Source organism: Streptomyces sp. NPDC006435, assembly GCF_040612315.1.
Taxonomy (GTDB): Bacteria; Actinomycetota; Actinomycetes; order Streptomycetales; family Streptomycetaceae; genus Streptomyces.
This window is the reverse complement of record NZ_JBEXPY010000022.1, coordinates 78176-102211: the sequence shown is the minus strand read 5'-3', so window position 1 is coordinate 102211 and position 24036 is coordinate 78176. Positions and strand designations below refer to the sequence as shown.

At 73.9% G+C, this 24036-nt stretch carries 20 protein-coding genes; 5 read left to right on the top strand and 15 right to left on the bottom strand.

Annotated elements, in window-relative coordinates; genetic code table 11:
• The first annotated feature begins 129 nt into the window (after window positions 1–129).
• Window positions 130–696: a hypothetical protein gene (locus ABZZ04_RS22085; protein WP_356933887.1), complete on the top strand. Its 567-nt coding sequence runs from the start codon at window positions 130–132 to the stop codon at window positions 694–696.
• A gap of 123 nt (window positions 697–819) precedes the next feature.
• Here the strand turns inward: ABZZ04_RS22085 and ABZZ04_RS22080 are convergent, their stop codons facing one another.
• The 11 genes from ABZZ04_RS22080 to lanA all read right to left on the bottom strand — a co-directional run bounded on the left by ABZZ04_RS22080 (window position 820) and on the right by lanA (window position 13909).
• Entirely contained in the window at window positions 820–999 is a 180-nt protein-coding gene (locus tag ABZZ04_RS22080; RefSeq protein ID WP_356933886.1) for a hypothetical protein, read from the bottom strand.
• A 283-nt stretch (window positions 1000–1282) separates the two neighbouring features.
• Entirely contained in the window at window positions 1283–1813 is a 531-nt protein-coding gene (gene tsaE, locus ABZZ04_RS22075) for a tRNA (adenosine(37)-N6)-threonylcarbamoyltransferase complex ATPase subunit type 1 TsaE (RefSeq protein WP_356933885.1), read from the bottom strand.
• 59 nt (window positions 1814–1872) lie between these two features.
• Complete coding sequence (locus tag ABZZ04_RS22070) at window positions 1873–3096, bottom strand: alpha/beta hydrolase (RefSeq protein WP_356933884.1); 1224 nt, start codon at window positions 3094–3096, stop codon at window positions 1873–1875.
• Between the two features lie 108 nt (window positions 3097–3204).
• The gene (alr, locus tag ABZZ04_RS22065) at window positions 3205–4359 is read right to left on the bottom strand and encodes an alanine racemase (RefSeq protein WP_356933883.1); all 1155 of its coding nucleotides are present in this window, start codon (window positions 4357–4359) and stop codon (window positions 3205–3207) included.
• Window positions 4360–4465: 106 nt separating this feature from the next.
• On the bottom strand, window positions 4466–4852 hold the full coding sequence (locus ABZZ04_RS22060) for a DUF488 family protein (RefSeq protein WP_356933882.1): 387 nt from the start codon (window positions 4850–4852) through the stop codon (window positions 4466–4468).
• An 81-nt stretch (window positions 4853–4933) separates the two neighbouring features.
• Entirely contained in the window at window positions 4934–6445 is a 1512-nt protein-coding gene (locus tag ABZZ04_RS22055; RefSeq protein WP_356933881.1) for an NAD(P)H-hydrate dehydratase, read from the bottom strand.
• A 4-nt stretch (window positions 6446–6449) separates the two neighbouring features.
• Window positions 6450–6818 carry a holo-ACP synthase gene (locus tag ABZZ04_RS22050; RefSeq protein ID WP_356933880.1) on the bottom strand — a complete coding sequence of 123 codons (369 nt, stop codon included), beginning with the start codon at window positions 6816–6818 and terminating at the stop codon, window positions 6450–6452.
• Between the two features lie 20 nt (window positions 6819–6838).
• Window positions 6839–8686, bottom strand: coding sequence for a glutamine--fructose-6-phosphate transaminase (isomerizing) (glmS, locus tag ABZZ04_RS22045; RefSeq protein WP_356933879.1), 1848 nt, complete (start codon window positions 8684–8686; stop codon window positions 6839–6841).
• A 261-nt stretch (window positions 8687–8947) separates the two neighbouring features.
• Window positions 8948–10399 (bottom strand): lanthionine synthetase LanC family protein, encoded by a 1452-nt coding sequence (locus tag ABZZ04_RS22040; protein ID WP_356933878.1) that lies wholly within the window; start codon window positions 10397–10399, stop codon window positions 8948–8950.
• Window positions 10396–13479 (bottom strand): lantibiotic dehydratase, encoded by a 3084-nt coding sequence (locus tag ABZZ04_RS22035; protein ID WP_356933919.1) that lies wholly within the window; start codon window positions 13477–13479, stop codon window positions 10396–10398. The genes ABZZ04_RS22040 and ABZZ04_RS22035 overlap by 4 nt, the downstream gene beginning before the upstream one ends.
• A 271-nt stretch (window positions 13480–13750) precedes the next feature.
• Entirely contained in the window at window positions 13751–13909 is a 159-nt protein-coding gene (lanA, locus tag ABZZ04_RS22030) for an SCO0268 family class II lanthipeptide (protein ID WP_356933877.1), read from the bottom strand.
• 483 nt (window positions 13910–14392) lie between these two features.
• On the opposite strand from lanA, the gene coaA reads away from it, so the two are divergent.
• Both coaA and ABZZ04_RS22020 read left to right on the top strand, forming a co-directional pair.
• Window positions 14393–15388, top strand: coding sequence for a type I pantothenate kinase (coaA, locus tag ABZZ04_RS22025; protein WP_148838722.1), 996 nt, complete (start codon window positions 14393–14395; stop codon window positions 15386–15388).
• Window positions 15389–15438: 50 nt separating this feature from the next.
• The gene (locus tag ABZZ04_RS22020; protein ID WP_356933876.1) at window positions 15439–16419 is read left to right on the top strand and encodes a DUF389 domain-containing protein; all 981 of its coding nucleotides are present in this window, start codon (window positions 15439–15441) and stop codon (window positions 16417–16419) included.
• 195 nt (window positions 16420–16614) lie between these two features.
• On the opposite strand, the gene glmM is transcribed toward ABZZ04_RS22020, so the two are convergent.
• From glmM to ABZZ04_RS22000, 4 genes are all read right to left on the bottom strand, one after another.
• Window positions 16615–17973, bottom strand: coding sequence for a phosphoglucosamine mutase (gene glmM, locus ABZZ04_RS22015; protein WP_356933875.1), 1359 nt, complete (start codon window positions 17971–17973; stop codon window positions 16615–16617).
• A 231-nt stretch (window positions 17974–18204) separates the two neighbouring features.
• The gene (gene rpsI, locus ABZZ04_RS22010) at window positions 18205–18732 is read right to left on the bottom strand and encodes a 30S ribosomal protein S9 (RefSeq protein ID WP_072486701.1); all 528 of its coding nucleotides are present in this window, start codon (window positions 18730–18732) and stop codon (window positions 18205–18207) included.
• Between the two features lie 44 nt (window positions 18733–18776).
• Window positions 18777–19220: a 50S ribosomal protein L13 gene (gene rplM, locus ABZZ04_RS22005; RefSeq protein WP_148838718.1), complete on the bottom strand. Its 444-nt coding sequence runs from the start codon at window positions 19218–19220 to the stop codon at window positions 18777–18779.
• A gap of 286 nt (window positions 19221–19506) precedes the next feature.
• Window positions 19507–21135: an ATP-binding cassette domain-containing protein gene (locus ABZZ04_RS22000; RefSeq protein ID WP_356933874.1), complete on the bottom strand. Its 1629-nt coding sequence runs from the start codon at window positions 21133–21135 to the stop codon at window positions 19507–19509.
• 81 nt (window positions 21136–21216) lie between these two features.
• On the opposite strand from ABZZ04_RS22000, the gene ABZZ04_RS21995 reads away from it, so the two are divergent.
• On the top strand, window positions 21217–22071 hold the full coding sequence (locus tag ABZZ04_RS21995; RefSeq protein ID WP_356933873.1) for a hypothetical protein: 855 nt from the start codon (window positions 21217–21219) through the stop codon (window positions 22069–22071).
• A gap of 17 nt (window positions 22072–22088) precedes the next feature.
• Window positions 22089–24032 (top strand): hypothetical protein, encoded by a 1944-nt coding sequence (locus ABZZ04_RS21990; protein WP_356933872.1) that lies wholly within the window; start codon window positions 22089–22091, stop codon window positions 24030–24032.
• Window positions 24033–24036 lie beyond the last annotated feature (4 nt).

The window sequence follows — 24036 nt, the reverse complement described above, 5'->3', positions numbered from 1 at the left end:
GGTGCACGGCGCCCCGTACGGTGTCCCGGTCCCACCCGCCCCGGCTGCTACCGTCACCGTGCACACACGCGGGTACGACGTAAACGCTAAACGCTTGTACGACATACGGAAGCGAAAGGGGCGCGCACGGTGTCCAGAGGCAGCTCGGGAATCGTGGCCGGGCTCACCGCGGCCGCGCTCGTCGCGGTCGGCGTCCTGGCCTACCAGGCCTCGGCGAACGCCCCCGACAACCTCGCGGCCCCCCGGCCGAAGGCGTCCGCCTCAGCCTCCGCCACCGAGCACGCCGAGCCGAAGGAGAAGAAGTCGCGGCCGACCGCGCTCCCCGCGGGCTCCGGCACCGGGCAGCGGGTCGTGTACGCGCTGGCCGACCGGCGGGTGTGGCTCGTGGACGCGGCCGGGAAGGCGACCCGGACCTTCGAGGTCATGCCCAGCTCGCTGAACCCGCTGCCCGGCACCTACCGGGTGAGCACGCGCTCGGGCGCCCCGACCAAGGGCTCGGACGGCGTGATGATCGAGCACGTGGTGCGGTTCGCGGTGGTGGGCGACGCCGTCGTGGGGTTCAGCGCGGCGGTGGACGGCTCGATGGAGAGCCCGGACCCGACGCTGAAGACGGGCGGCGTGCGGATGTCCCGGGACGACGGCGACGCCATGTGGAAGTTCGCGATGGTGGGCACGAAGGTGGTCGTCGTCCGCTAGGACACGCGTTCCGCCCCGCGGAATCCGGTCCGGCCCCGGGAGGCAGCCCCCCGGGGCCGTTTCGTCGGTTCTTCGTCGGGTCCTCGCCGGACTCTCGGGATCTTCGTCGGATCGGAGTACCGGTCAGCTCGCCCGGCGTTCGGGGACGGCCTCGGTCCGGGGCACTGCGGTGACGGGAGTGACGGGGGTGACGGCCGCCGGGGTGGGCGGCGTGGAGACCGCCGTGGCCGCGGCGCAGGCCGCCAGCAGGTCTCTCATCGATGTCGGCGGCGGCGGCACTTCACGGTCGGCGAACGTCGTCATGGATGCCTCCTGGGGCTCCGGCGGAAGGCGTGGTTAGGCAGACCTAACCCGCTCTCGCCATCCATGTGACCACGCCCGGACCGCCCCGCGCAACAATTTGCCGACAGACTGTCGGAAAGGATGACGTGCCGCGGCCGGGTTCCCGCCCCGGGGCCGCCCGGTGTCCGGGGCCACCGGGCGTCCGGGACCACCGGGGCGTGTTCCGGAAGTCCCGTCCGGAAAGTCCCGTCCGCATGTCCCGGCAGGAAGTCCTGGCAGGAAGTCCCGTCGGGCCGGGAACGTCCTAGAACTCGCGCAGTCCCGCCCAGCGCGCGCCGATGCCGACCAGTGTCACCTCGCGCCGCTCGTCGTCCGTGTCGCCGACCGCTCGGTCGATCACCACGTGGAGCCGGTCGTCCGACAGCTCCTCGACCTTGCCGTCGCCCCACTCCACGACCACCACCGACTCCGGCAGCGACACGTCGAGGTCCAGGTCCTCCATCTCGTCGAGCCCGCCGCCCAGGCGGTACGCGTCGACGTGGACCAGCGCCGGGCCGCCGGTCAGCGACGGGTGGACGCGGGCGATCACGAAGGTGGGGGAGGTGACCGCGCCGCGCACGCCGAGGCCCTCGCCGAGCCCCCGGGTCAGCGTCGTCTTCCCGGCGCCGAGCTCACCGGTGAGCATCACGAGGTCGCCGGGGCGCAGGATCCCGGCGATCCGGCGCCCCAGGGCCTGCATCTGTTCGGGGGACTCGACGGGGAGGCTCATGGTGACGCCGTCCGGCACGGCGTTCTTGACGACCTCGGCCGCCGGACTGTTGTGCGGTGCTTCCATGCCCGCCAACGTTAGAGGATCCGGCGGTGTCGACGCGGCGGGCGGAACGCGCCGCCGGGTCACCGGCCCCGCTGCTCCGCCGTCGGCACCGCGCCGACCCGGGCCAGCAGGTCCGCCAGCCGGTCGGTGACCGTCTCGGGGTGCTCCAGCATCACCAGGTGGCCGGCGTCCGGCACGATCACGAGCTCCGCGTCCGGGAGCTGGTCCGCGATGGCCTCGCTGTGCGAGGCGGGCGTCACCAGGTCCTTGTCGCCCGCCAGGATCAGCACCGGGACGTCCCGGAAGGCGGGCAGCGCGGCGCTCTTGTCGTGCTCCGTGAAGGCCGGGTAGAACTCGGCGACCACGTCGATCGGGGTGGACTCGATGAGCCGCTCGGCGAACCGCGCGACCGACGGGTCGACGTCCCGCGAACCGAACGAGTACCGCTTGATCAGCCCCGCGAAGAGGTCGGCGGTCGCCCGCCTGCCCCGCTCCACCAGTTCGGCCTGGGAGCCGAGCGCCCTGAGCACCCCGGGCAGCACCCGCCGCACCGCGTTCACGCCCGCGACCGGCAGCCCGAAGCTGACCTCGCCCAGCTTCCCGCTCGACGTGCCGACGAACGCGACGGCGGCGACCCGGTCCCGGATGAGTTCGGGGTACTGGTCGGCCAGCGCCATCATCGTCATGCCCCCCATCGAGTGCCCGACGAGCACCAGCCGCCCCTCCGGGGCCGCCGCCTCGATCACGGCCATCAGGTCGCGGCCGAGCCGGTCGATGCCGACCGGCACCCCCTGCGCCTGGGACCGGCCCCGCTCGGAGCGGCCGTGGCTGCGCTGGTCCCAGTGGACGGTGCGGACCAGGCCGCGCAGCGCCGCCCGCTGGAAGTGCCAGGAGTCCTGGCCGAGGCAGTAGCCGTGGCTGAAGATCACGGTGACGGGCGCGGGGGCCTTGCGGCCGAAGAGCCTGCGGCGGCGCGTCCCGGTGCCCGTGGCGTCGCCGTCGGCCGGGGCCTCCGCCGCGCCGCCGTCCGGTTCGACCTCGTCGACCTCGTAGTACAGCTCGGTGCCGTCGTCGGCCGTGGCCCGGCCCGGCATCCCTCGCACCGAGCCGTACGGGCCCGTGGCGTCCAGCGTCAGCCTGGCCCTGCGGCGCATGCCCCGGCCGACGGTGAGCCGTTCGACCGCGACACCGGCCGCCGCGCCCGCCGCGAGCACGCCTATGGCCGCTCCGGCGATGCCCGCCCGGCGCCAGCCGACCGCCGTGGCGGCCGTCGTCACCGCGTCCCCCGCACCGATCTCGCTCACCGTGCCGCGCTCCTCGTCGGTCGTATCCGTCAGGTCGGGACCGGCCCGTTCCGGCCGTGACTCGGATCGTGCCCGGTCAATCGTGCCCGGTCAGGTGTGCACGTTCGGTCAGGACTCGGCGGGGGTCGCGTTCAGGTGCACGCGCGGCACGCGGGTACCGATCCGGGTCACGATCTCGTACGCGATGGTGTCGGCGGCCCGCGCCCAGTCCTCGGCGGTGGGCTCGCCCCGGTCCCCCGGGCCGAAGAGCACCGCCTCGCTGCCCACCCCGACCTCGTCCCCGCCCAGGTCGACGACGAACTGGTCCATGGCGACCCGGCCCGCGATCCGCCGGGTGACGCCGCCGACGAGGACCGGGGCGCGGCCGGAGGCGTGGCGCGGGATGCCGTCCGCGTAGCCGACCGGCACCAGGCCCAGGGTGGTCTCGGCGGCGGTGGTGTAGTGGTGGCCGTAGCTGATCCCGTGACCGGCCGGCACCCGCTTGACCAGGGCGATCGAGGCGGCGAGCGTCATGACGGGGCGCAGCCCGAAGTCGGCCGGGGTGCCCAGCTCGGGGCTGGGCGAGATGCCGTACATCGCGATCCCGGTCCGCACCAGGTCGAAGTGCGCCTCGGGGAGCGTCAGCGTCGCCGGGGAGTTGGCCATGTGGCGCACCTCGGGGTCGACGCCCTCCTTCTCCGCGTACGCCACCATGTCCCGGAACGCGGTCAGCTGGGCGGCGATGGAGGGGTGGCCGGGCTCGTCGGCGCAGGCGAAGTGGGACCACAGGCCGGTGATCCGGATGGTGCCCGCGGCCTCGGCGGCGCGGGCGGCGGCGACCAGTTCCGGCCAGTCGGCGGGCTGGCAGCCGTTGCGTCCGAGGCCGGTGTCGGCCTTGAGCTGGACCCGGGCCGGCGCGCCCGCCTCCGCCACCGCGGCGACGACCTCGCGCAGGGCCCACATCCCGCTCACCGACACGTCGATGTCGGCCTCGATCGCCTCGCGCCAGGGACCGCCCGGGGTCCACAGCCAGCACATCACCCGGCCGCCGAGCCCGGCGGCCCGCAGGGCGAGCGCCTCCTGCGGCGTGGCGGTGCCCAGCCAGGTCGCCCCGGCCTCCAGCGCGGCGCGGGCGCAGGGCACCGCCCCGTGCCCGTAGGCGTCGGACTTGACGACGGCCATGAGTTGCGCGCCCGCCGCCCGTGCGCGCAGTTCGCGCACGTTGGCACGCAATGCGGCGAGGTCGATCTCGGCACGGGCTCTCAAGGACGCTGTCTCGTTCATCGCGCCCAGTCTCTCAGAGGCGTACGGCGGGGTACCGGGGCGGCGGTCCGGGTGCCCCCGCGTGCCGGTGCCCGCGAGCGGCGGGCGCCGGGGGCGCGAGGACGCCTCAGTGGTGGTGCAGTTCGTGCTCCAGGTGGTCGACGATGACCGGGACATGACTGTGCGGTACGTCCTTGACCGCTGTGACCAGGGTCACCGGGCCGCCTTCCCGGACCAGTTCGACCAGCTCCCGGACGGCCGCCGTGTGGACGGGGTCGGCCAGTTCGGCGCGGTAGCGGTCGACGAACTCGTCGTAGCGGGTGGCGGTGCGGTCCTCGTGGTACCAGTCGCGGAGCTCATCGGACGGGGTGATGTCCTTGAGCCACTTGTCGATCGCCGCCCTCTCCTTGGACTCGCCGCGCGGCCAGAGCCGGTCGACCAGGACGCGGGTGCCGTCCCCGTCCTCCTTCGGCTCGTACACCCGGCGTACGCGCACCTCGTCGCTGCTGCCCACGGTCGGTCCTCCTGTCGGCGTCTGTTCGGCGTCCGTCGGCGTCCTCCGGTCCGGTCGGCGTCCGCCTGCGCCCAGGATCGCTCAGGCCCGTACGTCCCGCCACGCCGCCGGGAGCGCCTCCGCGACGTCCTGCGCGGAGACGGGGGCGCCGTCGGCGGCGAGCCGGGCGGCCAGGCCGTGCAGATGGGCGCCGACCGACGCGGCGTCGCGCGGGGCCAGGCCCGCGGCCAGCAGGGAGCCGATCAGGCCGGAGAGGACGTCGCCGCTGCCGGCCGTGGCCAGCCAGGCGGTACCGGTCGGATTGACCCGTACCGGGGCGTCCCCGGCGCCGTCGGCGACCAGCGTCGTGGAGCCCTTGAGCAGGACCGTGGCGCGGTGGCGGGCGGCCAGTTCGCGCACCGCGGCGAGCCGTCCCGCCTCGACCTCCTCGCGCGCCACGCCCAGCAGTGCGGCGGCCTCCCCGGCGTGCGGGGTGAGGACGGTCGGCGCGGTGCGGGCGCGCACGGCGGCGGCGTCGAGCAGCCGCAGCCCGTCCGCGTCGACGAGCACCGGCACCTCGGTGGCCAGTACGTCGTCCACCGCCCCGGCGGCCTCCGCGCCGTCGCCGAGGCCGGGCCCCACGACCCACGCCTGGACCCGGCCCGCCTTCGACGGCGGCCCCGTGTGCACCAGCGTCTCCGGATGGCGCGCGATCACCGCGTCGGCGCCCGGACCGACGTACCGCACGGCACCCGCGCCGCCGCGCAGCGCCCCGGAGACGGCCAGCACCGCCGCCCCGGGGTAGCGGGCCGAACCGGCGACGACGCCGACGACCCCGCGCCGGTACTTGTCGCTCCCGCCGCCGGGCACCGGCAGCAGCGCGGCGACGTCCGCGTACTGGAGCGCCTCCAGGTCGGGCACCGCGGGCAGCTCCGGCCCGAGCCCGATGTCCACCAGGCGCAGCGCGCCCGCGAGTTCGGCGGCGGGGTCGACGAGCAGGCCCGGCTTGTACGTGCCGAAGGTGACGGTGGCGTCGGCGCGCACCGCGTCCCCGAGCACCTCGCCGGTGTCGGCCTCGACCCCGCTGGGCAGGTCCACGGCGAGCAGGGGCGCGCCGGTCGCCGCGAAGGCCCGCACGAGCGCGGCGGCCCCCGGGCGCAGCCCACCGCGTCCGCCGATGCCGGTGACACCGTCCACGACGAGGTCGACGTGTCCGCCCCAGGCGTCCGCCACCGCGGCCTCCGTCTCGGCGAGGACGCCTTCCGCCGCGCCCGCCGCTCCGTCCGCCGGTCCGTCCGCCACCCGGCCGCCGGCCGCGAGCAGCGCGGCGAGTCCGCCCGCGTGGGCGCGGCCCGGCGCGGTGAGCACGGCGCGCACGCCAGCGCCCCGGCGGGCCAGCCGGGCGCCCGCGTACAGCGCGTCGCCCCCGTTGTCGCCGCTGCCCACCAGGAGGACGATCCGGGCCCCGTACACCCGGCCGCGCCCGCGCAGCACGTCGGCGCAGGCCGCCGCGAGTCCGGCGGCGGCACGTTGCATCAGGGCGCCCTCGGGGAGGCGGGCCATCAGGGCCCGCTCGGCGGCCCGTACGGTCTCGACGCTGTACGCGGTACGCATGTGCTCAACCCTCCGCGATCACCACGGCCGACGCCACCCCCGCGTCGTGGCTGAGCGAGACGTGCCAGTGCCGCACGCCCAGCTCGGCCGCGCGGGCGGCGACCGTGCCGCTCACCCGCAGCCGGGGCTGCCCGCTGTCCTCGACGTACACCTCGGCATCCGTCCAGAGCAGCCCGCCCGGCGCGCCGAGCGCCTTCGCCAGGGCCTCCTTCGCGGCGAACCGGGCGGCGAGCGAGGCGATGCCCCGCCGGTCACCACTGGGCAGCAGCAACTCGCTCTCGACGAAGAGCCGTTCGGCCATCTGCGGCGTGCGCCGCAGCGCCGCGTCGAACCGTTCGATCTCGGCCACGTCGATCCCGACCCCGATGATCACGGGCGTCCCCTCATCCCTCGCTACTCCACGGTCACGGACTTCGCCAGATTGCGCGGCTGGTCCACGTCGTTGCCGCGGGCCCGGGCCAGTTCGCAGGCGAAGACCTGCAGCGGCACGGTGGACACCAGCGGCTGGAGCAGCGTAGGCGCAACGGGAATCCGGATCAGGTGGTCGGCGTACGGGACGACCGCCTCGTCGCCCTCCTCGGCGATGACGACGGTGCGGGCGCCGCGGGCCCGGATCTCCTGGATGTTCGACACGATCTTGTCGTGCAGCACCGACCGGCCGTGCGGCGGGGGCACCACCACGACGACCGGCAGCCCGTCCTCGACGAGCGCGATCGGCCCGTGCTTGAGCTCGCCCGCGGCGAAGCCCTCGGCGTGCATGTACGCCAGTTCCTTGAGCTTCAACGCGCCCTCCAGGGCCACGGGGTAGCCGACGTGGCGGCCCAGGAAGAGCACCGTGTCGTGGGCGGCGAGGGAGCGGGCCAGTTCGCGCACCGGCTCCATGGTCTCCAGGACCCGTTCGACCGCCCCGGAGATCTCGGAGAGCTGGCGGACGACGGTGCGGATCTCGTCGCCCCACTTCGTGCCGCGGACCTGTCCGAGGTACAGGGCGACGAGGTAGCAGGCGACCAACTGGGTGAGGAAGGCCTTGGTGGAGGCGACGGCGACCTCGGGTCCGGCGTGCGTGTAGAGCACGGCGTCGGACTCCCGGGGGATCGTGGAGCCGTTGGTGTTGCAGATGGCCAGGACCTTCGCGCCCTGTTCGCGGGCGTGCCGCACGGCCATCAGGGTGTCCATCGTCTCGCCGGACTGGGAGATCGCGACGACCAGGGTGCGGTGGTCGAGGATCGGGTCGCGGTAACGGAACTCGCTGGCCAGCTCGGTCTCGCAGGGGACGCGGGTCCAGTGCTCGATGGCGTACTTGGCGATCATCCCGGCGTGGAACGCCGTGCCGCAGGCGACGACCACGACCTTGTCGACCTCCCGCAGCTCGTGCGGCGGGATGCGCACCTCGTCGAGGCGGAGCGAGCCCTCGCCGTCGATCCTTCCGAGCAGCGTGTCGGCGACGGCCCCGGGCTGTTCGGCGATCTCCTTGAGCATGAAGGAGTCGTGGCCGCCCTTCTCGGCGGCGGAGACGTCCCAGTCCACGTGGTACTTGCGGACCTCGGCGGGGCGCCCGTCGAAGTCGGTGACGGTGACGCCCTCCCGGCGCAGCTCCACCACCTGGTCCTGGCCCAGTTCGATCGCGGAACGGGTGTGCGCGATGAACGCGGCCACGTCGGAGGCCAGGAACGCCTCGTCCTCCCCCACCCCCACCACGAGCGGCGAGTTGCGCCGGGCCCCGACGACCACCTCGGGCGCGTCGGCGTGCACGGCCACGAGGGTGAACGCGCCCTCCAGTCGGCGGCAGACCTGTCGCATCGCCTCCGCCGGGTCCGCGCAGGAGGAGAACGCCTCGGCCAGCAGGTGGGCGACGACCTCGGTGTCGGTCTCGGAGACCAGGTCGTGGCCGCGGCCGGCGAGTTCGGCGCGCAGGGCGGCGAAGTTCTCGATGATCCCGTTGTGCACGACGGCGACGCGTCCCGCGTTGTCCAGGTGCGGGTGGGCGTTGGCGTCGGTGGGCGCGCCGTGGGTGGCCCAGCGGGTGTGCCCGATGCCCGTGCTCCCGGCCGGGAGCGGTGCCTCGACCAGTGCCTTCTCCAGATTGACGAGCTTTCCGGCCCGCTTCGTCGCGGCCAGGCCGCCGTCCGCGAGGACGGCGATGCCCGCCGAGTCGTAGCCCCGGTATTCGAGGCGCTTGAGACCCGCCACGACGACGTCCTGCGCCGACTGCCCACCGACGTAACCGACGATTCCGCACATACCGTTCCCTTCATGCCCATTCGCGGCCGAACCCCCTCTTCTTCGCATCGTCGCAGAAGGCGCACGGGGCGGCAGGGAGGACGGCGGCGCGGTGGGCGGGACGTCCGGTGCGGCGGGGCGGGGCGTCCGGCCCGGGAGGGCCGGCAGGAACGGGCCCGGGACGGTGGGACCGGGGACGGGGCGGTGGGACCGGGGACGGGACGGCGGGACCGGGGACGGGACGGCGGGACCGGGGACGGGACGGCGGGACCGGGTCCGCCATCAGGACAGCAGCAGCGGCATGTCCCAGTCCGAGGGCGTGCCCCCGACGGAGTACGAGTCCAGGGCCAGGGCCACGCCCGCCGCCCCGTCGAGGTACCCGGAGACGTCCGTCCCGAACGGCACCTTCGTCATGGTGAAGCGGTGTCCGAAGGGCAGTTCCGGGTCGAAGTCCGCGACCAGCCGGGCCGCGATCCGGTCGCGCAGCACCTCGATCCGCTCGTCGCCGATGTGCTCGTTCAGCCGGCCGAGCTGGTGCAGGGCGCCCGCCCAGCCGTGGCACAGGGCGTGGTCGTTGATGCCCCACCGTTCCATGGGCAGGGCCAGCAGCCGTTCCGCGGACGCCTTCGCCGTGCCGGTCCAGTCCGTGCGGTCCAGCGCCAGGCCCGCCAGCTGGAGCCCGCGGGAGACGCCGGGGGCTCCGTAGCACCAGGAGGGCCATCCGGCGGGCTCGGCGAAGGCGTCGGGCCCGGCCAGCCACTCGGTCAGGCTCAGGTGCGGGGGCCAGAACACCCCGTGCCCGTCGCGCACCGCCCACCGCATGAGCAGCCCGGCGGCCGACTCGACGGCCTCCCGCTGGCCCGGCACCCGGACCCCCTGCATCCAGGCCGTCGACAGCAGGGCCAGCGGTCCCGCGACACCGTGCGACAGTCCGAGGTTGAGGTGCCCGTCGGGCAGCCGGTGCTCCGCGCCGATCCGGGGCGCGTCCAGGGCCCACCACCGCGGCACCTTGTGGCCCCGGTGCTCCACCTCGCCCTGCGCGAGGCGGACCAGATAGGCCAGTACGGTCTCCAGCTCCTCGCCGCAGGTCCCGGCGCGGGCCAGCAGGTAGCGGCCCACGCCGGTCATTCCGCGCACCAGCTCGTAGTGGCCGATGGTGGGCAGCGGGGAGTCCTGCGGGACGGCGGGCAGCGCGGTGCGCACCAGTTCCCGCTGGTAGCCGTCCAGGCGCTGGAGCGCGGAGACGTAGCCGCCGGTGGCCCGGTGGGCGAGCAGTACGGCGAAGGCGAGGGCGCCGGGCCCCTTGAAGATGCCGCTCGGTGCGGTGTCCCCGGTGCCCGCGGCCCGGGTGGCGACCGCGAGGTAGCCGTGCGCGCGGGCGGTGCGGTCGGTGCCCGGACGGGCCGCGCCGCTGAAGGCGATGGCCAGGCCGGGACTGCCGCTGCCCAGGGTCATCTCGGCCCAGATGCCCTCGGCCTCGCCGTCGTCGGACGCCTCGGCCGGTATCCGGGTCGCGGCCATGGTGGCGGCGGGGTCGGCCAGCTTGTCGAGGATCAGCTCCGAGACCTGCCCGGCACGCTCGCGCGGACCGGTGGCGGACGGCACGGCGGCGGGTGGTTCGGTGGCGGACGACCCGGCCGCAGGCTGCGCGGTGACGGACGGTGCGGCAGGCGCCGGGGTCCGGAGCGGTTCCCGGTCCGGGCCGGGGCGGCCGGTGCCGTGCGGTGCGGTCATCGGGTGCTCCTCGCGGACGACCGGGCCTCGTGGGCCCGGCGGGCGACCTGGGTACGGGCGGCCCCGCGCAGGACCGCGTAGCCGCGGGCCTCCGCCGCGGCGTCGATGCCGAACAGCCGGTTGTGCCGCATGTGCAGCAGCGAGAGCACCGCCTCGTCGCGATCGGCCTCGTCGGCGGCGAGCACCAGCTTCCCGTAGGCCCGCGCCTCGGGGGCGTCGGCCCACAGTTCGGCGAGCGCCGGGACGCCGAGCCCGGCGGCGACGGTGCGGGCGGTGTCGCCGGGCACGTCGCCCGGGCGGACCAGCCGGTCGGCCAGGGCCCGGTGGCGTTGGTAGACCTCGTGGTCGGGGCCCTTGGTGAACATGTGGTCCGCCCAGGCGCACCAGTCCCAGTCGCCCAGCGAGTCCAGCAGCACCGCGTGCCCGGCGGCGGCCAGCACCTCGGGCGGCACGCCCGCCGCCCCGGCGCGCCGGGCCCGCAGCTGGAGCAGCGCGGACCGGCTGTCGGTCAGGAAGAGTTCCTCGACGGCCTCCTGCGCGGCGGGGCCGAGGTAGCGGTCGGTCTCCGGGCGGTACGTGTCCAGCGTCATCGTCCGCACCGCGCCCGCCCCGGTCAGCCGGCGCACGTGCCGGGCGACGGCGGGCAGCACCCGGTCCCGCAGCACGGCCGGGTCGCCGTGCAGCCGGATCCGCAGGTGCGGGTCGGGGTCGCGGTAGCGGATGAAGAACCAGCGGTCGAGATCCTCCTCCACCTCGGCCAGCAGTTCGGGGAGGCGGTCGGCGAGGAGGTCGTCGTGGGTGGCCTGTTCGGCGTACAGCTTGACGGTCAGCCAGTCCTCGCCCGGCAGGTGGACCGCGGTGGGCGCGAGCCTGATGCCGGACCTGGCGAGCGGCGCCGGGGCGTCCGGGGAACCGGCCGGCGGGGCGTGCGGGGCACGGACCAGCGGGACGACGATCTCGGTGCTGTGCCCGGAGTTCCAGCCGAGCCCGGCGCCGTCCGCGGTGAGGTCCTCGTACAGCTGGAACCGGGGTTCCTTCGCGGTCAGTTCGGCGCGCAGCAGCCCCTGGTCCCACGGTTCGCGCAGGTCGACCGGGAACATCTGGTCGTTGCGGGCGATCTGGACGCGGTCCGGCACCCGGCCCCGGCGGCGCCACTCGTTCAGGCCCCGCGCCCACACGGCCGCGTCCGGCGACCGGGCGGCGTCCCGCAGCCTGCGGTCCGCGAGCCAGCGGCGCGGCGCGGTCAGCACCCGTCCGTACCGGACGCCCGGCAGGTACGGGAGGATGTCGAGCCCCGCCCAGTCCCAGCCGGACCAGACCCGGGGCCGGGCCGCCGCGAGGTCGCAGAGGAAGCGGGCGACGGGCGGCGCCTGGGTGTCGAGGGCCAGCATGTGCGGGATCACGGGGACGACCTGACGGCCGGTCGGGCCGTGCAGCAGCCGCAGCCCGTTCTCGCCCGCCGCGACCAGGAGGGTGCGCCAGTCCAGGCAGTGCGGGTCGCCGCGGTCGTCGGCGACGCCGATGGGGATGCGGTACGGCAGCAGCGGCGGCACCTGCACGATGTTCAGCGAGCGCGGGTCGCTCGGCGCGACCTCGACCTGGGCGACGAGGACGTCCTCGTCGCCGGGGCCCGCCACCAGCCGGGCGAGGCCGTCGGTGAGCCCGGTGAGGGCGGCGAAGCGGCCGGCGGTCGCCCCGGCGGTCCAGGAGCCGATGTGCGGGCTGCCCAGGAGCAGGAAGTCGCCGCGGTCGAGGGCCTCCCGGCTGTCCGCGAGGATCTGGAAGCAGAGTTCGAGGGTGCGCGGCGGGCGGCTCACCGGGGTGTGCCCGGCGGCCTCGGCCAGGCGTGCCACGTCGGCGTCGGTGAGTTCGACGTCGCCGCCGTCGAGGATCGCCTGCTGGGTGAGTTCGGCGATCGCGGCGCGGCGGGGGCGGTCGGGGTCGTCGCCGGAGCCGGGACGGGGGCGGGGGGTGTCGGGCGCGTGGGCCCCGTACTCGGGCGGCAGGCCGAGGCCGCGGTGCGGGTCGACGAGGTCGGCGAGCGGGACGGCGCAGGCGGTCCCGTACCGCTCGATGAACCGGTCGCGGTACTCCCGCATGTGGTCGAGGGCGCCCCACTGCGGGGTCATCGCCCAGATCGCGGCGGCGTAGCGGCGCACCTCCTCCCCGACCGCCCCGGGCAGCACGATGCCGTCGGGCATCCGCAGGTCCACGTGGACGGGGGGCCGTCCACCGTCGTCGGCCGCCGCGCCGTCGCCCTCCACGGCCCGGACGGCGGCGAGCAGGGCGCGCCAGGAGTCCCGGCCCGCACCGGGCGGGTCCGCCTCGTGGGCGCCGGCGGCGGCACGGGCCGCCCGCAGTGCCTCGGCGGCACCCGGCACGGTCCCGTCCACGGCGGCCTCGATCCGGTCGAGGAGGGCGGCGTCGATGCGGTGCGGGGTGAGCGGGGTGAGCAGGAAGCCGTGCTGGACGAGCCCGGCGAGCAGACCGTCGACGCGGTCCGCGGCGACGGCGGGGAAGCGCCCGGCCAGCTCGTCCAGCAGGACGGCGTACGGTACGGGCCGCTCGGCGGCCTCGCGGACCGCGGCGACGAGGGCGTTGTCCCGGACCGAGACCTCGCGCCCGCCGGTGTGCAGGGTGAGCCGCCCGTCCCGCCGTACGCACAGGTCGTTCAGGACGACGTCGGTCCGGCGGCGGACCGCGGGGACGGCGAGCCAGTCGAGCACCCGGCGGTGCAGCCAGCCGCCGTCGAGACGGACCGCCACCTCGCCGGGACCGGTGGTCCGGGCATCGGCGGCGGGCCCGAACGAGGCCCTGCCGACGCCCGCGAACAGGCCGAAGGGGGTGGGGCGGCCGCCGGCCCGGCGCGCGTAGCGGGTGAGGGTCCGGGCGGCACTGAGGACGCGCTTCGGGCCGAGGGCGGCGACGCCCTCGTCGGTGGCCAGGCGCCGGAGACCGAGCGCGAGGCTTCCGCTGGCGACCTCGACGGCCTGGCGGAGCAGCGGATCGGCGGCCAGCAGCCGGAGTCCGGGCACCGGGTCGTCGGCGTCGACCCGGTGCTCGTCGCGGTCGCGCGGCATGCTCGCGATCCGTACGAGCACGGGCTCGCGGACCTCGAAGAGGTCCAGGTCCAGGTCTGATCGCACGTCGGTCGTCCCCCAGGGTGCGGTGGTGCGGGAAGGGCGGGGCGGGCTCGGCCCGCCCCGCCCGTTCCGCTCAGGGCCTCTCGCTCGGATCGTGCCGGACCCGGCCCGGGCGGGAGACCCCCGACCGGGTCGCACCGGCCACCGGGTCGTACCGGCCGGTACGCCCGGCCGTCGCGTCACACCGGCCGGACGTCCGGTCGTCGCGTCAGATGCAGCAGACGGGACAGCGGGTGCCGATCGCGTAGCTGCTCGGGGAGCTGTAGTTGCCGCCACCGATCTCCTGCGTCTGGTCGGGTGCCTCGGCGATGCGGAGGTCCAGGTCCAGGTCGGTGGCGTCGTTGGTGAGAATCATTTCGGTGCGCATGTGTCCCCCAAGGGTCATCGAAGCGAACAAATGATTGATCTACCAGAGCGTCCGTTCGACGCCCGCCTGCACACCTTTCACTGCGGCGCCATCGCGCGGGGAGCCTGTTTCCGGCCAACCGGGAAAGGGTCGCACCCACCCCCCTCCGGGCACCGGAAACATGCCCTGCCCCGGCCGGGCCGGAGCTTTCCCCACCTCCCGCGCGGTGGGCGCGCCGCCCCGGAGGCCACGGGCCGACCGCGCGTCCTCCCATCGGTATCCGGCCGCCCCAACGGCATCTCGCGCATCCGGCAAGTTCTCGCTCTTGCCCCTGCCCCACTCCTGCACCCGATCCCGACGGGGTCCTGTGAAGGTCACCGACGGATTCGGGAATTCCGCTGCGGGGCGATGCCGTCAGCCCGTACGAGGACGGCGGCGGCCCGCCGTACCCCACGTGACCGAGCCCACCCCCCACTCCGTTAAAACTCCCGCAACAATGAACCCGTGATCACTTCGCCGCCACGGAGCACCCACCGACGCGCCGAGCCCGCGGCGACGCCGTACGTCGATCTGTCCCGCGCCGAATGGAGCGCCCTGCGCGACAAGACCCCGCTGCCGCTGAGCGCCGACGAGGTCGAGCGGCTGCGCGGCCTCGGGGACGTCATCGACCTCGACGAGGTACGGGACGTCTACCTGCCGCTCTCCCGCCTCCTCAACCTCTACGTCCAGGCCACCTCGGGCCTGCGCGGCGCGCTGAACACCTTCCTCGGGGACGCCGGGAACGGCCACGGCGAGCAGCGCGGCACCCCGTTCGTCATAGGCGTCGCGGGCAGCGTCGCGGTCGGCAAGTCCACCACCGCGCGCATCCTCCAGGCGCTGCTGGCCCGCTGGCCCGAGCACCCGCGCGTCGAGCTGGTGACCACCGACGGCTTCCTGCTGCCGATGAAGGAGCTGCGGGCCCGCGGCCTGATGTCCCGCAAGGGCTTCCCCGAGTCGTACGACCGGCGGGCCCTGACCCGTTTCGTCGCCGACATCAAGGCCGGCAAGGACGAGGTGACGGCGCCCGTCTACTCGCACCTGATCTACGACATCGTCCCGGACGAACGCCTCAGCGTGCGCCGCCCCGACATCCTGATCGTCGAGGGGCTGAACGTCCTCCAGCCCGCGATGCCCGGCAAGGACGGCCGGACCAGGGTCGGGCTCGCCGACTACTTCGACTTCAGCGTGTACGTGGACGCGCGCACCGAGGACATCGAGACCTGGTACCTCAACCGCTTCCGCAAACTGCGCGACACCGCGTTCCAGGACCCGTCCTCGTACTTCCGCAAGTACACCCAGGTCTCCGAGGAGGAGGCCATGGAGTACGCGGCGACGATGTGGCGGACCATCAACAAGCCGAATCTGGTGGAGAACGTCGCACCCACCCGGGGCCGTGCCACCCTGGTGCTGCGCAAGGGCCCGGACCACAAGGTCCAGCGGCTGTCCCTGCGCAAGCTCTGAGCCCCCTCCCCGCTCTCTTCCCGCCGCCCTCGCCCTCCGGGAGTGCCCGCGTGCTGCATCTGCGTCTGATCGTCCCCGCCGGCCGCACGGACGAGGTGCTCCGCCTGGTGGAGGACACCGTCGGCACGACGCACCTCGTGGTGATGACGGGGGCCGCCCGCGACCCCGCCGGCGACCTGGTCCTGTGCGACGTGGCCCGCGAGGCGGGCGACGGGCTGATCTCCGCACTGCGCGGGCTGGGCATCGACGAGTCCGGTTCGATCACCGTCGAGAACATGGACCTGACGCTCTCCGCGCACGCCGACCGGGCCGAGGAGGCCGCCCCGGGCGAGGGCGCCGACGCGGTGCTGTGGGAGGAGCTGACGGAGGCGACCCACGAGGAGTCGACGTTCAGCGTCACGTACGTCGCGTTCCTCGCGGTCGCGACGATGCTCGCCGCCTGCGGTGTGATGCTCGACAACGCGATCCTGATCGTGGGCGCGATGGCGGTCGGCCCGGAGTTCGGCCCGCTGGCCGGGATCTCCACGGCCCTGGTGCAGCGCGCGCCCCGGCTGGCGCTGCGGTCCCTGTACGCACTGGTCGGCGGCTTCGCCGTCGCGATGGTGCTGACGGCCGGGTTCGCCTGGCTGATGGACTCCTTCGGGCTGTTCGCCCGCTCGATGATCGAGGGCGAGCGCCCCAACACCGCGTTCATCTGGAAGCCGGACGCGATGTCGTTCGTGGTGGCGTTCCTGGCCGGGATCGCCGGGACGCTCTCGCTCACCTCGGCGAAGTCCGGGGCGCTGATCGGGGTCGCCATCTCGGTGACGACCGTGCCGGCCGCGGCCAACGCGGCGGTGGCGTTCAGCTACAGCGACTACGGCCAGATGTGGGGCTCCACGCTCCAGCTGATGGCCAACCTCGGCGGGATCGTGGTCGCGGGCACCCTGACGCTGCTGCTCCAGCGGGCCCTGTGGGCGGCGCACCACCGCCGGACGGGCCCGCCCGGCGGCCGGAACCTGAACCGGAAGACCGGCGACGACCGGAGCTGAGGAAGCCGGGCCCCGAAGGGCCGGAGCCGGAGAACCGATCACCGGAACCGGGAGACCACCGGAACCGGAGACCGCCGGGGCCGGGAAGCCACCGGAACCGGGAAGCCGCCGGAACCGGGTACGGAAAAGGCCGTCCCGCGACCCCCGGCAATCGGGGAGCACGGGACGGCCCCGGTCCGTACGGGGCGGCGGCGGTCAGCCGAGCGCGGACTTCACCACGTCGGCCAGCCGCTCGGCGACGGCCCGCGCCTGCTCGATGTCGGCCGCCTCGACCATGACCCGCACCAGCGGCTCGGTGCCCGACTGGCGCAGCAGCACGCGTCCGGTGGAGCCCAGCTCGCGCTCGGCCTCGGCGACGGCCTCGGCGATCTCCGGGGAGGTCCCGACCCGGGACTTGTCCACGTCGGGGACGTTGATCAGCAGCTGCGGCAGCCGCTGCATGACCCCGGCCAGGTCGGCGAGCGTACGGCCGGTGGCGGCGACCCGGGCCGCCAGCAGCAGGCCGGTCAGCGTGCCGTCGCCGGTCGTGGCGTGGTCCAGGACGATGACGTGGCCGGACTGCTCGCCGCCCAGCGCGTAGCCTTCGGCCTTCATCGACTCCAGCACGTAGCGGTCGCCGACGGCGGTCTGGACGAGCTGGATGCCCTCCCGCTCCATCGCGATCTTGAAGCCGAGGTTGGACATGACCGTGCCGACCACGGTGTCCTTGCGCAGCTGTCCGGCCTCGCGCATGGCGAGGGCCAGGACCGAGAGGATCTGGTCGCCGTCGACCTCCGCGCCGGAGGCGTCCACCGCCAGGCAGCGGTCGGCGTCGCCGTCGTGCGCGATGCCGAAGTCCGCGCCGTGCTCGACGACGGCGGCCTTCAGCGGCTCCAGATGGGTGGAACCGCAGCCGTCGTTGATGTTCAGGCCGGTCGGGTCGGCACCGATCGTGATCACCTCGGCGCCGGCCCGGGCGAAGGCCTCCGGCGAGACGCGGGCGGCGGCCCCGTGCGCCTCGTCGAGCACCACCTTCAGTCCGTCGAGCCGGTTCGGCAGGACCGCGACGAGGTGGGCCACGTAACGGTCGAAGCCCTCCGTGTACTCGGTGACACGTCCCACACCGGCACCGGTCGGGCGCTCCCACGGCTCACCGGTGCGGTGCTGCTCGTAGAGCGACTCGATCCGGTCCTCCAGCTCGTCGGAGAGCTTGTGACCGCCGCGGGCGATGAACTTGACACCGTTGTCCGGCATGGAGTTGTGGCTCGCCGAGAGCATCACGCCGAGGTCGGCCCCCAACGCCCCGGTGAGGTACGCCACCGCGGGGGTGGGCAGCACACCGACGCGCAGGACGTCCACGCCCGCGCTGGCGAGACCGGCAACGATCGCGGCCTCCAGGAACTCCCCGGAGGCGCGTGGGTCACGGCCCACCACGGCCGTCGGCCGGGCGCCGTCGGCGGCGCTCCCCTCGGTGAGCACGTGCGCCGCGGCCACCGAGAGGCCGAGCGCCAGCTCCGCCGTCAGATCCGCATTGGCGACACCGCGCACGCCGTCCGTGCCGAAGAGTCGTCCCACTGGTGTCCTCCGAAGATGCTCCGAAACCGCAAACCAAACCGACCAAAGCAATGCAACACAGCGACACAATGCGCACAACACCGCGCATCGATTGCCGAGCAACACAACGCCACGCAAACAAGACTATGAACGTCTTATGCCGTTATACGCCCGGGAGTGCCGATAAACGAACGCCCCGACAGCACGAGAAGTGCCGCCGGGGCGTGCGTGTAAAGCAGGTGAGCAGGCGGTTTAGCGCTTGCTGTACTGCGGGGCCTTGCGGGCCTTCTTGAGACCGGCCTTCTTGCGCTCGACCGCACGGTCGTCGCGGGAGAGGAAGCCGGCCTTCTTCAGCGTGGGACGGTTGTTGTCCACGTCGGCCTCGTTCAGCGCACGGGCCACGCCGAGGCGCAGGGCACCGGCCTGACCCGAGACGCCGCCACCCGAGATGCGGGCGATGACGTCGTAGCGGTTGTCGAGCTCGAGCACCTTGAAGGGCTCGTTGACTTCCTGCTGGTGCACCTTGTTGGGGAAGTAGTCCTCAAGGGTGCGACCGTTGATCTTCCACTTGCCGGTGCCCGGAACGATCCGGACGCGGGCGATGGCGTTCTTCCGACGGCCAAGGCCGGCGGCGGGCTGCGGGTCGCCGAAGCGGGACGCCAGCGACTCGCTGGTGTACTCGCCCTCGACGGGAACCTCGGACTCGAAGGTGGTGACCTCGGCGAAGACCTCTTCGCCCTCGGTGCCCTCGACGGGGTTCTCAACAGTGGTCTCGGCCACGATTCTCCTCAGATCTTTCTTTTGGTCTTAGGGGGAGGCCGGAACTACTGCGCGACCTGGGTGATCTCGAACGGGACCGGCTGCTGAGCAGCGTGCGGGTGCTGGTCGCCCGCGTAGACCTTGAGCTTCGAGAGCATCTGGCGGCCCAGGCTGTTCTTGGGGATCATGCCCTTGATGGCCTTCTCGACGGCCTTCTCGGGGCTCTTGGCGAGCAGCTCGTCGTAACGGACGGAGCGCAGACCACCCGGGAACCCGGAGTGGCGGTACGCCATCTTCTGGGTCTTCTTGTTGCCGGACAGGTGAACCTTGTCGGCGTTGATGATGATGACGAAGTCGCCCATGTCCATGTGGGGGGCGTAGATCGCCTTGTGCTTACCGCGGAGAAGGTTCGCAGCCGTGGTGGCCAGACGACCCAGGACGATGTCCTGAGCGTCGATGATGTGCCACTGGCGAGTGACATCGCCGGGCTTGGGGCTGTACGTACGCACTTCGTAGCCTTCGCTTCTTCAGTGGATGGGGTCCATACACACGACACCTCTGAAGCGATCATGCAGCTGGGGCCCACAGTGCCGGGAACACGCCCGTATGCGAGCCACTGGTAACTGCTCCAGAGAACTTGCGCAAGGGCTCTTCGCGTGAGAACACGCAGCCCATACGCATAACAACCGTCGACATTACCCGCCCCGCCCCGGACGGGTCAAAACGCGCCGCCCGGGACGACGCCGGGGCCGGCAGCCTCCGCCGCCGGCCCCGGCCCCGCCTCTCCCGTCAGCCCTACCGCGCCCGCTCCACCCGGCGCTCGTCCCACACCGGCTCCCGGGTCTCGCGCACGACCCCGTCGGAACCGAAGACCAGATAGCGGTCGAAGGACTTCGCGAACCAACGGTCGTGCGTGACCGCCAGCACCGTCCCCTCGTACGCCTCCAGCCCGTCCTGGAGCGCCTCGGCCGACTCCAGGTCGAGGTTGTCCGTGGGCTCGTCGAGCAGCAGCGCGGTCGTGCCGGCCAGTTCCAGGAGCAGGATCTGGAAACGGGCCTGCTGGCCGCCGGACAGCTTCTCGAAGGGCTGGTCGCCCTGGCGCTCCAGCTCGTAGCGGCGCAGCACGGACATCGCGCCGCCGCGGTCCTTGGCGTGCTCGGTCCACAGGATCTCGACGAGCGTGTGCCCCAGCAGCTCCGGGTGGGCGTGGGTCTGCGCGAAGTGTCCGGGCACGACCCGCGCCCCGAGCTTCCACTCCCCCGTGTGCGCCACCGGCTCGCCCGCCAGGAGACGCAGGAAGTGCGACTTGCCGGAGCCGTTCGAGCCGAGGACGGCGACCCGTTCCCCGTAGAAGATCTCCAGGTCGAACGGCTTCATCAGCCCGGTCAGCTCAAGGTTCTTGCAGGTCACCGCCCGCACCCCGGTCCGGCCGCCGCGCAGCCGCATCTTGATGTCCTGCTCGCGCGGCGGCTCCGGCGGCGGGCCCGCGTCCTCGAACTTCTTGAAGCGGGTCTGCATCGCCCGGTAGCGGGACGCCATGTCGGGGCTGATCGCCGCCTGCTGCCGGAGCCGGTGGACCAGCGCCTTCAGCCGGGCGTGCTCCTCCTCCCAGCGCCGCAGCAGCTCCTCGAACCGGGCGAACCGGTCCTTGCGCGCCTGGTGGTACGTGTCGAAGCCGGCGCCGTGCACCCACACGTCGCTGCCCGCCGGGCTGGGCTCCACACTGACGATCTTCTCCGCGGCGCGGGCCAGCAGCTCACGGTCGTGGGAGACGAACAGGACCGTCTTGCGGGTCTCCTTCAGCCGCTCCTCCAGCCACCGCTTGCCGGGCACGTCGAGGTAGTTGTCCGGCTCGTCGAGCAGCAGCACCTCGTCGGGCCCGCGCAGCAGCGCCTCCAGCACCAGCCGCTTCTGCTCGCCGCCGGACAGGGTGCGCACCTCGCGCCACTGCGCCTTCTCGTACGGGACGCCGAGCGCGGCCATCGTGCACATGTCCCAGACGGTCTCGGCCTCGTACCCGCGGGCCTCCGCCCAGTCGCTCAGGGCCTGCGCGTACTTCATCTGCGCGGCCTCGTCGTCGACGGTGAGGATCAGCTCCTCGGCCCGGTCGACCGCCAGGGCCGCCTCCCGGATACGGGGCTGGGACACCGAGACGAGCAGGTCCCGGACCGTGCGCTCGTCCCGCACCGAGCCCACGAACTGCGGCATGACCCCGAGCCCGCCGCTCACCGAGACGGTGCCGCCGTGCGGCTGGATCTCCCCGGAGAGCAGCCGCAGCAGGGTCGTCTTCCCGGCGCCGTTGGCCCCCACGAGGGCGACCACCGCCCCGTCCGCCACCCTGAACGAGGCATCACCGAGCAGTACCCGCCCATCCGGTAGGTAGTACTCAAGGTGGCCTGCTTCGAGATGTCCCATGCACAGCATTGTCACGGTCCGCGAAGCCCTGCCCAACCGGTTTACGTTCCGTCCGCCGCCGTGACCGGGAGGCACATTAGGATTCGCCGCATGAGCTTTGGGCATGGGGGGCCCTCCTGGGGGCCCGGGGACGCACAGACCCCTGACTGGGCAGCGATGGCCGACGCCTCGGCCGCACGCAACCGACGCAAGAAGTGGCTGCTGATCGGCGGCGGGGTGCTCGCCACCGCGGCGGTCGGCGCGATCGTGGCCACGGCGGTCATCTCGACCGACGAGAACAACCGCTCCGCCGGATCGGGCAAGCACGCGAGCGAACTGCCCGCGCCGTCCGACCTGCCGAACGAGACCGCCGAACCCGAACCGTCCTTCTCCTCGGTGGCGCCGCCGCCCCCGCCGAACCCGAAGGACTACATATCCAGCGGGAAGAAGGACCGGGCGCCGATCACCGCCGACGCCTTCTTCCCCGGCAAGAAGCTGACGATGGGCGGTCGCGTCTACGTCAAGGGCGCGACCCAGCAGACCAAGAACTGCGCCGCCACCACCAAGGGCGCGCTCGGCTCGATCCTCGTGAACAACGGCTGCCAACAGGTGATCCGGGCGACGTACAGCAAGGACGGTGTCGCCGCCACCATCGGGATCGCGGTCTTCGAGACGGAGGAACGGGCCAAGAAGGCGGCCCGGCAGTCCTCCGGCAGCATCGCCACCCTGAGCGGCGCGGGAGTGCCCTCCTTCTGCCCGGCCGGCTCCGTCTGCCGCCGCACCGCCAACTCCTACGGCCGTTACGCCTACTTCGCCATCAGCGGGTTCACCAACGGCAAGAGCGTCACCACCGCCGACAAGAACGCCTACGCCATCGGCGACGACCTGACGAACTTCACGTTCCGCCAGATCCACCACCGCGGCGAGCTCCAGGCATCGGCGGCGGCGACCGCGGCCACCGGCTGACGCGGCCGGGAACCCACGTGCGCCTTCCGTTCCTCCTCACCCTCCCCCGGGTGCTGCGTCACAGCGCCGCCGTCGGCGCCGACCTGCCACCGGACGAGGCGGTCGTCGTCGACGCCCCGGACCCCGCGCTGCGCGCCGCCCTGACCTCGGCCGCCCAGGGCGACCACGGCCCCGCCCGCACCCTGCTCGCCGCGACCCGCGAGCACGCCCAGTGGGAGCTGAGGGACGGCTACGTCTCCCGCCTCGCCACGGCCGCCCTGCACAACCCCGGCTGGCTGGACGCCTGGCAGGCCGAGCTCCCCGACGACCCGGACGCGGCCCTGGTCGGCGCGGCCCTGCGGATCGACCGGGCGTGGGAGATCCGCACCGCGGACCACGCCGACCAGGTCTCGCGCGACCAGTTCCGGGCCTTCTTCGCGCTCCTGGAGGACGCCGCCCCGGTGATCGGCCGGGCCGCGGAGCTCAACCCCGCCGACCCCGTGCCGTGGCGCATCGCCCTGACCCACGCGGTGGGCAGCCAGGCCCCCCGCCCGGTCTTCGACGACTACTGGGACCGGGTCATGGCCCGCGACCCGCACCACTACGGGTGCCACGCCGCGGCCCTGCAGTACCTGTGCGCGAAGTGGCACGGCTCGCACGAGGAGATGTTCGGCTTCGCCGAGGACGCCGCCGACACCGCCCCGCCCGGTTCGAAGCTGCACGCGCTGCCGCTGTTCGCGGCGCTGGAGTACGCGGTCCTGTCGTCCGGGCCGCCCGACGACGGCCCCGACCCGCACGCGCACCGCGTGGACGCCGCGGTCGCCCGCGCCCTGGACCTGTCCGCCGCGTACGGGCCGGGCAGCCCGGAGGCGGCCGGCTTCCGCAACTGCCTCGTCCTGATGCTGCTGCGCGCGGAGCGCTGGGAGGAGGCGCTCGAAGCCTTCCGCTCCGTCGGCGCCCACGCGACCAGGTACCCCTGGGCGTACCTCGGCGACGACCCGCGCCAGGAGTTCCTGGACACCCGCTCGGGCGTCCGGGTCCACCTGGCGGCGCGGACCCCGTTCTTCGGCCGCCCCGCACCCTCCGCCGTCGTTCCCGGCCCCGCCCCCGAGTGGGCGCCCGGGGCGCCCTGCGCGGTCGCGATCGCGGCGGCCCGCCCGGCGGACGTGGCCCAGGCGGCACTGGTCTGCGGCGTCTCGCTGCGCACCGCCCCGGCGACCGACACGCACACCTACGTCGAGGCCGTCGCCGACGCCCGGCCCGCCAAGCGCTCGCTGCTGTCCACGGAGGACCCGCTGACCACGGCGGCCGACAACTTCACCACCGGCGAGAAGTGGCCCACGCTGGTGCTGCGCCGCACGCCCGAGCGCTGCGGATTCACCCTGTTCCTCAAGGGCCGCCCCCTGGCCGCCCACGAGTGGGACGCCACCGCCCCGGCCCCCGACCACGCCGCGGTCACCGCCACGGCCGAGGCCCTGTCCCGGGCCTTCGCCCTCGACGACCCCCGCCCGCTGACGCACGTACTGCGCTCCACCGGCAACCCGTCCCGCCACCAGGCGGACCTGCTGGCCGCGCTGTCCCTGCCCCCGCTCCCGCCGGGCTTCGGCGACCGCCCCGAGGTCCTCGGCGCCCTCCCCGGCGCCCGGGTCCTCGCCCACCGCGGCCTGCTGGCCGGGGTGCGCTCCACGCTGATCACGCCGAACGGCGCCCATCCGGCGCCCCCCGGCTCCCGGGAACCGCGCGGGGCGGGCTGGTGGCTGCTGCGCGTCCTGGGCCTGCTGCTGTTCACGGCCGCCGCCGTGCTCGGCTGGTCGCCCCCGGAGGTCCGTCCGGTGCGCGGGACGGCGGCCGGGCTGGTGGCCCTGTACCTGGCGGTCCGGCTGGTGCGGGCCTGGCAGTGGCGCAGGACCCGCGACACGGCCGCCGTCGCCCCGGACGAACCCCCGGCCCGGGTCGACCCGTCCGGGCCGGAGGGCCGCTGACGCC